Raw genomic sequence first — 10,157 nt, forward strand, 5'->3', positions numbered from 1 at the left:
CCTCGTCGGGGATGATCGGTACGATGCGGTGGCCGATCTCCTTGTCGCGCAACAGATCCTTGAAGATCCGGACCAGTGCCATGGTGGTGGCGACGTGCTGTTTGCCCGACCCCTTGCCCGCGGTTTTCAGTGCTCGCGAGACGTCGGGATGCAGCGGCTTGGCGGTGGTGCGCCGGCTCGGCAGGAAACCGCCGAGCGACTTGCGCCGGTCGAGCATGTACTTGATCTCGGGGGCGTCCGGCCCGGGGTGGTAGTACGGCGGCAGGTACGGATTCTCTTCGAGCTGGGCGTCGGTGATCGGGATCCGGGTACTGTCGCGGAAATCCTTGAGATCGTCGAGGGTCAGCTTCTTCATCTGATGGGTCGCGTTGCGGCCCTCGAAGTGCTTGCCGAGTGTGTAGCCCTTGATGGTCTTGGCCAGGATCACCGTCGGCTGGCCCTTGTGCGCCATCGCCTTGGCGTAGGCGGCATACACCTTGCGGTAGTCGTGGCCGCCGCGTTTGAGATTCCAGATCTGTTGGTCGGTGAGGTTCTTGACCAGATCCTTGGTGCGCGGGTCGCGGCCGAAGAAGTGCTCGCGCACGAACGCGCCGTCGTTGGCCTTGTAGGTCTGGTAGTCGCCGTCGGGGGTGGTGTTCATCAGATTCACCAGGGCGCCGTCGCGATCGGCGTGCAGCAGTGCGTCCCACTCCCGGCCCCACACCACCTTGATCACGTTCCAGCCGGCGCCGCGGAAATACGACTCCAGCTCCTGGATGATCTTGCCGTTGCCGCGGACCGGGCCGTCCAGACGCTGCAGGTTGCAGTTGACGACGAAGGTCAGATTGTCGAGGCCCTCGAGCGCGGCCAGGCTGGCGTAGGCGCGTGACTCCGGTTCGTCCATCTCGCCGTCGCCGAGGAAGGCCCACACGTGCTGGTCGGAGGTGTCCTTGATGCCCCGGTCGTGCAGGTAGTGGTTGAACCGGGCCTGGTAGATCGCGTTCATCGGGCCCAGGCCCATCGACACCGTCGGGAACTCCCAGAACTCGGGGAACAGGTGTGGGTGCGGATACGACGGCAGGCCGCCGCCGAGCCCGGCGTGGCTGTGCTCCTGGCGGAATCCGTCGAGACGATGGGTGTCGATGCGGCCTTCGAGGAAGGCACGCGCGTAGATGCCGGGGGATGCGTGTCCCTGGATGAAGATCTGGTCGCCGCCGCCGGGATGCTCCTTGCCGCGGAAGAAGTGGTTGAAACCGACCTCGTACAGCGACGCCGACGACGCGTAGGTGGAGATGTGGCCGCCGACCCCGACGCCCGGACGTTGCGCGCGGTGCACCATGATGGCCGCGTTCCACCGGATGAACTGCCGGAACTTGCGTTCGAGATCCTCGTCGCCGGGGAACCACGGCTCGTTCTCGGTGGGGATGGTGTTGACGTAGTCGGTGGAGGTCAGCGCCGGGATGGAGACGTGTTTCTCGTTGGCGCGCTCGAGCATCCGCAGCAGCAGGTAGCGGGCCCGTGCCGGACCCGCGGCAGTGAGCAACTGGTCGAACGAGTCGAGCCACTCACCGGTTTCTTCCGGGTCGATGTCCGGCAGATACGATGCGACGCCCTCACGGATGACCCGCACGCGGTTATTGGCGGTCTCGGTGGTGGGTGTCGACTGATCCAACTGGTCGGTCACGGTACTGACAGCTCCTTGGTGTCTCGGCCGGCGGACAGGTGGCCACCGGCGACTCAAATCTGCTGACCTCGGCCGGGACCGAGCTCAGTGATCGTGCTGCGGATTGATCGTGCTGTGGTTGATCAAAGGACCCGACGCGTCATGTGTGAGCCACGCCGACTCCATTCCTTATCGTGCCCCATTTCGCACCCACCGTCGTTGTTACCGAGCAGTACGCGACATCGGTCACCGGAATTGCCGTAAATCTGTCCGCAGGTCGCCTGTGCGTGTTGCACGCGTGACCTTTAGGCTGTTCCTATTGTCAGATGTCGCCGGGCGGATGTCCTGGTGAGTTCTCATGTAGTCAGAACTGCATGTAGCGAGAGCTGGGAGGTCGCACGCGGTGGTTGCCGCCACAGAGTCCGGTACCGATGAATCCGGTGGTCCCGACGAAGACGGCGCGGTTCAGGTCGGCCGTAAGCTGGGATTCACCCTCGGCATGGTCGTGCAGGAACGCGGCTGGGACGAAGACACCGACGACGATCTCCGTATCGCCATCGAGGACGCCATCGACGCCGAAATGCTCGACGAGGACTCCGACGATGTCGCCGATGTCGTCGTCCTGTGGTGGCGCGATGACGACGGCGACCTGGTCGACGGTCTGATCAACGCGATAGCCCCCCTCGCCGACGACGGTTTCGTCTGGGTGTTCACCCCGAAGACCGGCCAGGACGGCTACGTCGACGCCGCCGACATCTCGGAGGCGGCCTCCACAGCAGGCCTCACGCAGACCAGCGTCGTCAACTTCGGCACCTGGTCGGGTTCGCGTCTGGTGCAACCTAAATCGCGCACCGGCAAACGAGCATGAGTGGTCCGCTCGCAGTAGGCGAGCAGGCGCCCGAATTCGAGTTGCGTGACCAGAACATGCAGAAGGTGGCGTTGTCGTCGCTGCGTGCCGACCGCCGCGTGCTGCTGGTGTTCTTCCCGTTGGCGTTCACCGGAACCTGCCAGGGCGAGCTCGGCTACATTCGCGACAACCTCGACGCGTTCAGCAACGACGACGTCACCACCGTCGCCATCTCCGTCGGGGCATCGCCCACGCACAAGGTGTGGTCGTCGGCGCAGGGATTCCTGTTCCCGATCCTCTCGGACTTCTGGCCGCACGGAGAAGTGGCGCAGGCGTACGGGGTGTTCAACGACGTCAGCGGCTACGCCAACCGCGGCACCTTCCTCGTCGACCGCGACGGCACCATCGCCTTCGCCGACGTCATCGGCCCCGGCGAGTCCCGGGACGACTCCGTCTGGACCAAGGCCCTGGCCGCGGTCTGAGCCCCGGTCTGCCCACGAAACTCCGCGTCTTGCCTCGCTGAGCGACACAAGACGCGGAGTTTGCGTCGGGGCGTCAGTGGTGGCCGCCGCCGTGGGCCTTGTGGAAGGCCATCACCTCCCGTGGCAGGACCACGAACGGCCGCATCATCGTGTGATCCTCATGGTCGAGGATGTGGCAGTGGTACATGAAACTGCCGGTCGCGCCGGTGAAGTCGCCCAGCACCTTGACCCATTCACCGGGTTTGATCAGGTAGGTGTCCTTCATGCCCTGGTGGGTCGGGGTGATCGCTGAGTCGGCGGGAATCGGCAGGACGCCCGTTGTGCCGTTGTCGGCGTTCCAGCCGTCGTCACCTAGCGCAGCCAGGTCCCACTGACCGCGTTCGATCATCTGGAACTGCGTCATGTGGATATGGAACGGGTGTGGTGGGCCGCCCAGATGAAGGATGTTCCACACCGCCCAGCTGCCTTCGGCGAACACGATGCTGTTCGCGTCGTCGAAGAGCTTGGCCGTCGGGACGAACCGGAGAACCGTCTGTTCGGCAGGTGGCAGATCCTTGTCCCGCGGATCGATGAGCTTGATGAGATCCTTGCCGGGGGACGGCTCCTTGCTGTCGAGCTGCCGTAGCTCCCAGAGTTCGGGATGCCCTCCGCCGCCTGGCCCCGGCGGGATGAGCGCCACCCAGAAATGCTCATGCGAGTGGATCGTCTGTGACCCCACCTGAAGGTCGGTGCCCACGTGGAGATAGCGACGATAGTCGGGATTCAGTTCTACGGGTGGTTCCCAGTGGGTGTCGGTGGGCGAGGCGGTTTTGCCGACGACGAACTGCATGATCGTCGCATCCGCCCGGCCCTGATCGGCGTTGATGAATGCGTTCTGCTCATTGCGCAGTTCGAGAGTCTTTCCCGCCAGCGACCGGAAGTCGATCAGGACGTCGTATCGTTCGGCCGGACCCACCTCGAGCGTCGACACCGGAATCGGGGCCGGAAGCAGTCCGCCGTCGGTGCCGATGACGGTCATCGGCGTCACGCGTACGGGGACGAAACCGTTGCTCGCGTCGGCGTTGTTGGCCGGGGAGTTCGGCGGCGCGGATTCGTCGGTCGTGTCGTGTACGGCGAGCGTGAGCGTGCGGGTACTGCAGGCATTGAGAATCCGCAGACGATACCAGCGGGGCTTGACCTTCTTGGTGGGCCAGACCTTGCCGTTGACGAGGTTGAACGGTCCGCTCACGGGGATCTCGGTGTCCACCGGCGCGCCCTCCGCGCCGACCGCGACGACGCCGGCCTGCTTGTAGAGAGGCCGGCCCGTGAAACTCGTCTCGCCTGGTTGTTTCGGTACGTATGTCTCGAAGTTGCGGTCGGTGATCATCAACGGCAGCTCGTACGGGCCCGACGGGAGCGTCAGCGACGCCTCGTTGGTATCGCGGAGGAGGTAGAAGCCGGCAAGCCCCGCATAGACATTGAAGCGGGTGACCGCCATCGCGTGATCGTGGTACCAGAGCGTCGCCGACTCTTGTCCGTTCGGGTACAGCACGCGCGTACGTCCACCTGTCATGGTGACGTTGTGGGACCAGCCGTCGTTGTGGCCGTTGGTGAGTGCGCCGTGCAGATGCACCACGGTGGCTCCGGTGAGGTCGTCCGTGCCTGCGAGTGCGGGAAACGAGTCGGCTGCGCTGCCGGCAGGGTCCAGCTTGACCGCACGGCCGCCGGGGGTCATGGCTGTTGTGGTCGTGGGGGGAGCGCCTGTGGTGGTCGGGGGTACCCGGACAACGTCGTAGGGGAGGGTGGCCGGCTGCCCGTCGTCGTTGAACAGGTCGTTCACCCAGTCGATCGCGGCGGGGGTGTCGCGCTCGACCTCGATCGTGGGTCCGGGGATCTGGCCCTCGTAGGCCCACACATCGGTTTTCGGAAGGTCACGGTGGAACCGGTGACGACCCACCTGTGCCCGGATACTGATCGCGCAGTGTTCGTCGGCGCCGGCCGGGATCGTGATGACCTTGGGGATCGGGAGTTCGTCACGGAACTTGCGCAGTCCGAGCCGGGATGTCACGACATTGTCGTCGGGCGTGGCATCCGCTGCCGCCTTCGCGGTGATCGGGACGTCGAGTTCAGTTGCGGGCCGGTCGGCGGTGGGTGCGCTCATGGCGAGATCCTTCTGGTGATCGATGCCGGTTACTGACATCAACCACGGTGGTTCTCCGCGGAGTTGAGCGCACGAGTAGCGCGGTACCCGAATGTCGGGTGTGGGACTACCTGTATCGAATGCCAAGGTGGATCAACGGCAGAACTCCGTACTGCGTTCGGCCGGAACGCAGTACGGAGTCCTCAGGAAAGTGGGTCCGTCAGCCGATGTCGGTTTCGGTTCCGGGGGTGACCTGACGGAGGCCGCGGTAGGCGTCGGCGGGGGTCATCGTGCCCGTGACGACGCCGGCGACGGTCTCGGCGATCGGCATCGCGACGTTGAACTCGTTGGCGAGCTCGAGGACCGTCGGGGCCGTCTTGGCGCCCTCGGCGACCTGTCCGAGTTCGGCGACGGCCTCCTCGGTGGTCTTGCCCTGGGCGAGCAGTTCGCCGAGCCGGCGGTTGCGCGAACGGGGACTCATGCAGGTGGCCATGAGGTCGCCGATGCCGGTCAGGCCGGCGAACGAACGCGGATTGGCCCCCATCGCCTCGCCGAGCCGGGTGATCTCGGCCAGCCCGCGGGCCAGGACCATCGCCCGGGTGTTGTCGCCGACGTCGAGACCGTCAGCCATGCCGCTGGCGATCGCGACGATGTTCTTCAAGATGCCGCCGAGTTCGCAGCCGAGGACGTCGTCGTTGCGGTACACGCGAAACACCTTCGAGGTGAACAACGGTTGCAGCGCTGTGGCCACCCGCTCGTCCTCGGTGGCGATGACGGCGGCCGCGGCCTTGCCCTCGGCCACCTCACCGGCGATGTTCGGTCCGGCGAGCAGACCGACAGGGTGGCCGGGGAGGCTCTCGGCGATCACCTCGGTCGGCCGGCGCCGGCTACCGGGCTCGAGTCCCTTGGCCAGCGAAATTGCCGGAACCCACGGCCGGAGCTCGTCGGACAGCGGTGCGAGCGTTTCGCGCATCGCATGGGACGGGATGCCGACGGCCAGCACGTCGGCGAAGTCGGCGAGCTCGGAGAGATCGGTGGTGGCGCGGAGGGTGTCGGGCAACGGGATGTCGCCGAGATACCGGCTGTTGCGCTGGTTGTTGTTGATGTCGTCGGCCGTGGCGCTGTCGCGTGCCCAGATGAGGGTGGGTGTGTTGCGGGCGGCGAGCGCGGCGACCGAGGTTCCCCACGATCCTCCGCCGAGCACGGCAACTCTCAATGAACGCGACAACCTTCGACTCCTTCGTTACGGGTTCCGTCGAGTCATTGAACCGCAAACGTCGCCCGGTCACGGCCGGTTTCGGGTTTCGCGGTCGCCCTGCCGAATGCGGCGGCCAGGTTGGCGACGCCATCATCGACGCTCTCGGCGTAGCTGAGGCCGTCCCGATGCGGAACCGGGCCATAGCTGGCGGCGTACGGGACACACTGCGCGATGAACCGCCTGTCCAGGCAGTCGGTGACGGCCGACAGCAGCCCGGTGACCTCAGTGCGGTCATCACCCACATACGACTCGCCGGTACCCCGACGACCAGGACCGTGATACTCATACCGCCGATGTTCCACGCGCATCCTGGGGAAGCCGGCAACACGACGCTGAACTTTCACTGTGAATGGAGGTACCGACGGCTGATCTGGTTCCGAATCAGTCGTCGGACGATCCCTGTCCGAACCGCTGATACGCGGCCTGCCGGGTGGTATCCAGGGCAGCACCGATGACCGTCCACGAGTCACCGGCTTCCCGTGCGGCGGCGACGGCGGCGTTGAGCTCGTCTCTCGCGTCGGCGAGATTCTTGCGGGCGGCGATGATGCGCCGGAAATGGGTGGCATCGCGTGACGGTGTGCGCGCCGGGTCGAGGTCGTCAAGTCCGGTGACATCGTGGATATGTCTGGTAGTCATAGCGTTTCACCCTCCTATCGGAGATAGTCGTAGAACTTGGCGCGCAGTCGATCTGCATGGATGATCCGTGTCGGTCGTCCGGCGGGGACGGCGACCAGTTCGAGTAGCGTTCCACTGACGTCGGGGCCGATGACGAGTAGTCGATCCTCTCCGTGGTAGTCGTACTCAACCAGTCGGATTGCGTTCTCCCATGCGTGGAGAATCGACTCGTCGCTGATGTCGTGTTTGCGGGCACTGTCCCGTATCTCCACCTGTAAAGGTTATCTTTACGTATCTCTTGTTGTCAAGGAAACCTTGACAACCGGTGAGCGGTGGCCTTGCCGTCCGTTCCTTGTCCGGTAGCGACGGCTGGATTTGGCTGACCGGGGCTTTGCCGATGGCTGGCGGAGGCATCTTGTCGGTCGTCAATTCGCGGGTTGCCAAGTGCGCCACTCGTGGCCACCGTACGCCTTGTCGTCCTGGACACAGACGTAGTCCACTCCGTCCAGAGAACTTATGGTCGCCGATCCTGGCGCACTGCACGGATCCCAGCGCTGGACGGGCAAGTAGTCATCATCGTCAACGTTGCGCTCGTGGCCTTCCTCGGTTCGCGACTCTGTTGGGGACGCCGATGGTGTTGGAGGAGTCGATGTAGTTCTTTCTGCCTCGTTCGCTTGACCGGGCAGATCGCTGATCGGCGCACTTTTGGTACTGCTTGGCGACGGCGTCGGAGGGGTGGTCGAGTCATCGTCGTCCGTATTGAACGAACACGTGAACTGCCATTTGCCGCGTGTACGTATCCACTTCGACTTCTCTGGCTCATCGTCGCCGGTCTGGGCAGTGACAGTTCCGCTGTTGCCCGTCTCTGTAACGTTGAGGATCTTGGTGGCCCCTTGAGTGACTTTTTCGTCGTCTTCGGCTCCGAATGTCTCGAAAATACTGGTGAGGAGGGCTGAGCACCCCGGTGTCGCGAACCGTTTCACCTCCTCGAACATTTCGAGTTGACTCTTGCCCTCGGAGCGGAGTTGATCGAGACGCTTGTTCATTCTTGCTGCAGTATCGCGAAGCGAGGTCTTCCCGAATTCCGGCATACTCTGGGCGTCGCTCGTGTGGTCCTGATCGGCCGTGGATTGCCCGTCGTCGCTAACGACGATGTAAGTGACGAGTGCGGTTACGGCGACAAGGAGATGAGTGGCGGCCCACTTGTGACCCGGTGACTCGTCTCCTGGCACTGTGCGAAGTTGGAGGAGTACTCAGCAGCGTCCCTGAACTGCGGTTTCATCGGTGCGCGCAAAGGGATTTGAACCCCTGACCGCTGGTGTGTAAGACCAGAGCTCTACCGCTGAGCTATACGCGCGGACAGCGCGCCATCGCGCACCAACGTAAGAATCTAGCGGCAGATCGTGTCGTGGTCCAAACTGGGACGTGCCGGAATCCGCGTTTTGTGGCGCGCAGCGACACAAAACGCGGAGTTCAGGGGTGGGTGATGGAGCGGCGGTAGCGGTCGGCGAGGCGGTCGTGTTCGTCGGCGAGAGCGGCGCATTCGGCGCGGAGGGCGGCGGGTTCGAGGATGTCGAAGTCGGCGTTGAAGGCGCGCAGCCAGCGGGCGATCGAGGTCAGGGATTTGCTGTAGACGCGCAGTTCACAGGCGCTGTCGTTGCCGGATTCGATGGTGGCCCAGTCGTCGGAGACCATCGCGGCGATGTCGGTGAGGGGGGCGTGGACGCGCACGCGGGCCGTCGCCGAGCGGTAGACGGCGCCGATACTGCGTGCCAGGTAGGCGCCGGCGCCGCCCTCGGGATTTTCGGGGGGCGGGACCGGGGGCCCGGGGGGGTTTTTGGGTTCCATCCGGTCGATGCGGAACGACCGCCAGTCCTCACGCGCCAGATCCCAGCCGATCAGATACCAGCGGGAGCCGTTGCGGACGACCCGATACGGTTCGATGTCGCGGCGGCTTTCGGTGCCGTCGGCCTTGCGGTAGTCGAAGCGCAGTCGTTCGTGCCGGTGGCAGGTGGTGGCGATGTCGGTGAGCCGGTCGGCGGGGATCGTCGTCCACGACGCGTCGCGCGGCACCGAATCGACCGACAGGGCGTCGAGACGGTGGCGCAGCCGCGACGGCATTACCTGACGCAGTTTGGTGAGCGCACCGGCCGATGCCTCCTGGATACCGGCGATACCACCGGCAGCAACGGTGTTGAGGCCGACGGCAACGGCGAGGACCTCCTGGTCATCGAGAAGCAGGGGAGGCATCTCCGCACCGGCACCGAGCCGGTAACCACCGCCGACGCCGACGTTGGCCTCCACCGGGTAGCCGAGGTCGCGCAGCTTGTCGATGTCGCGGCGCACGGTCCGGGTGGTGATGCTCAGCCTGTTCGCAAGCTCGGGACCCGTCCACTCCTGCCGCATCTGCAGCAGGGACAACAGGCGCAGTAGGCGTGCCGACGTTTCCAACATGCAGCAATCGTGCCCCAGAGGGCGGACGATTACTGTCCGCAATCGGCGGGGGAGATGAAAGTGCTCGGATCGGTCGTGTTGTCCAGCCACTTGCCGTACGGGGCATCGTTGCCGAGTTGCGCGGCCAGGGCGCCGAGTTCGGCACGTAGCGAGCAGATGTCGGAACGGGACCGGCCTGCCACCCGGTAGACGGCGTAGATGACGTTGCCGTAGTCGTCGCGATCGCGGAGTGATCCGCACGAGACGTCCGTGCGCAGATACTGCGAACCGGGGTACTGGCGCAGGTATGTGCTGATGTCGGCGGTGCGGGTCGATGCGTTGACCGCGTTGCCGACGACGACGATCCCGGTCCCGTCGCAGGCGGGTTGGCTGATGGGTGTGGCCAGTCCGAGGTCGCCGGTGCCGCGCGTGCGAGTTCTGGCAGGGGTTGTGGTTCGCGGGGTCGCGGCGGGGGGCCGGGCCTGCGGGACGTCGGTCACCGGGGACTCCGGGGGATCTCGTCAGCTGCGTCGCATCAGCTTCAGCGCGACAACCCTGTTCTTACCCGTTCTTACCCAGGTCCGTCGCCCGACCCGATACACCTTGCGCATGCCGCCCCGGCCGATGAGTCCGTCGATCCGATAGGGGCCGAGTGTGGTGCCCACTTTGTCGTATTCGAAACTGTGCAAAATCTCGGCCCTACTAGCCTCAGGCTTTCACGCTGATTGCGTGTCATAAACGAAGAATGGTGCCCTGACCTG

At 64.9% G+C, this 10,157-nt stretch carries 11 protein-coding genes, 1 tRNA gene and 1 pseudogene; 2 read left to right on the forward strand and 11 right to left on the reverse strand.

Annotated features, from left to right (window positions below):
- The coding region (aceE, locus tag Q0627_RS15750; RefSeq protein WP_298811320.1) for a pyruvate dehydrogenase (acetyl-transferring), homodimeric type at window positions 1–1,663 on the reverse strand (1,663 nt) is incomplete at its 3' end.
- Window positions 1,664–2,045: 382 nt separating this feature from the next.
- Here aceE and Q0627_RS15755 point away from each other — a divergent pair.
- Window positions 2,046–2,510, forward strand: coding sequence for a DUF3052 domain-containing protein (locus Q0627_RS15755; RefSeq protein ID WP_291016500.1), 465 nt, complete (start codon window positions 2,046–2,048; stop codon window positions 2,508–2,510).
- Window positions 2,507–2,971 carry a peroxiredoxin gene (locus tag Q0627_RS15760; protein WP_291016498.1) on the forward strand — a complete coding sequence of 155 codons (465 nt, stop codon included), beginning with the start codon at window positions 2,507–2,509 and terminating at the stop codon, window positions 2,969–2,971. The genes Q0627_RS15755 and Q0627_RS15760 overlap by 4 nt, the downstream gene beginning before the upstream one ends.
- Before the next feature lie 73 nt (window positions 2,972–3,044).
- Here Q0627_RS15760 and Q0627_RS15765 read toward each other — a convergent pair whose 3' ends face one another.
- The 10 genes and pseudogenes from Q0627_RS15765 to Q0627_RS15810 form a co-directional block, all read right to left on the reverse strand.
- On the reverse strand, window positions 3,045–5,111 hold the full coding sequence (locus Q0627_RS15765) for a multicopper oxidase family protein (RefSeq protein ID WP_298811327.1): 2,067 nt from the start codon (window positions 5,109–5,111) through the stop codon (window positions 3,045–3,047).
- A 199-nt stretch (window positions 5,112–5,310) separates the two neighbouring features.
- Window positions 5,311–6,318 carry an NAD(P)H-dependent glycerol-3-phosphate dehydrogenase gene (locus Q0627_RS15770; protein ID WP_291016492.1) on the reverse strand — a complete coding sequence of 336 codons (1,008 nt, stop codon included), beginning with the start codon at window positions 6,316–6,318 and terminating at the stop codon, window positions 5,311–5,313.
- A 95-nt stretch (window positions 6,319–6,413) separates the two neighbouring features.
- Window positions 6,414–6,634, reverse strand: a pseudogene (locus tag Q0627_RS15775) (PE-PPE domain-containing protein); the annotation flags it as partial.
- Window positions 6,635–6,729: 95 nt separating this feature from the next.
- A complete protein-coding gene (locus Q0627_RS15780; protein WP_291016490.1) occupies window positions 6,730–6,984 on the reverse strand; it encodes a hypothetical protein in 255 nt (84 codons plus the stop codon).
- A gap of 14 nt (window positions 6,985–6,998) precedes the next feature.
- Complete coding sequence (locus Q0627_RS15785; RefSeq protein WP_291016488.1) at window positions 6,999–7,235, reverse strand: hypothetical protein; 237 nt, start codon at window positions 7,233–7,235, stop codon at window positions 6,999–7,001.
- 153 nt (window positions 7,236–7,388) lie between these two features.
- Window positions 7,389–8,009, reverse strand: coding sequence for a hypothetical protein (locus Q0627_RS15790; RefSeq protein WP_291016485.1), 621 nt, complete (start codon window positions 8,007–8,009; stop codon window positions 7,389–7,391).
- Window positions 8,010–8,248: 239 nt separating this feature from the next.
- Window positions 8,249–8,320, reverse strand: a tRNA-Val gene (locus Q0627_RS15795).
- A 116-nt stretch (window positions 8,321–8,436) separates the two neighbouring features.
- Window positions 8,437–9,417 carry a YafY family protein gene (locus Q0627_RS15800; RefSeq protein ID WP_298811332.1) on the reverse strand — a complete coding sequence of 327 codons (981 nt, stop codon included), beginning with the start codon at window positions 9,415–9,417 and terminating at the stop codon, window positions 8,437–8,439.
- A 29-nt stretch (window positions 9,418–9,446) separates the two neighbouring features.
- Entirely contained in the window at window positions 9,447–9,896 is a 450-nt protein-coding gene (locus tag Q0627_RS15805; protein ID WP_291016479.1) for a serine/threonine protein kinase, read from the reverse strand.
- Between the two features lie 21 nt (window positions 9,897–9,917).
- Entirely contained in the window at window positions 9,918–10,061 is a 144-nt protein-coding gene (locus Q0627_RS15810; RefSeq protein WP_298811334.1) for a hypothetical protein, read from the reverse strand.
- Window positions 10,062–10,157: the final 96 nt, after the last annotated feature.

Source organism: uncultured Gordonia sp., assembly GCF_937858515.1.
In the GTDB taxonomy this organism is placed as follows: domain Bacteria; phylum Actinomycetota; class Actinomycetes; order Mycobacteriales; family Mycobacteriaceae; genus Gordonia.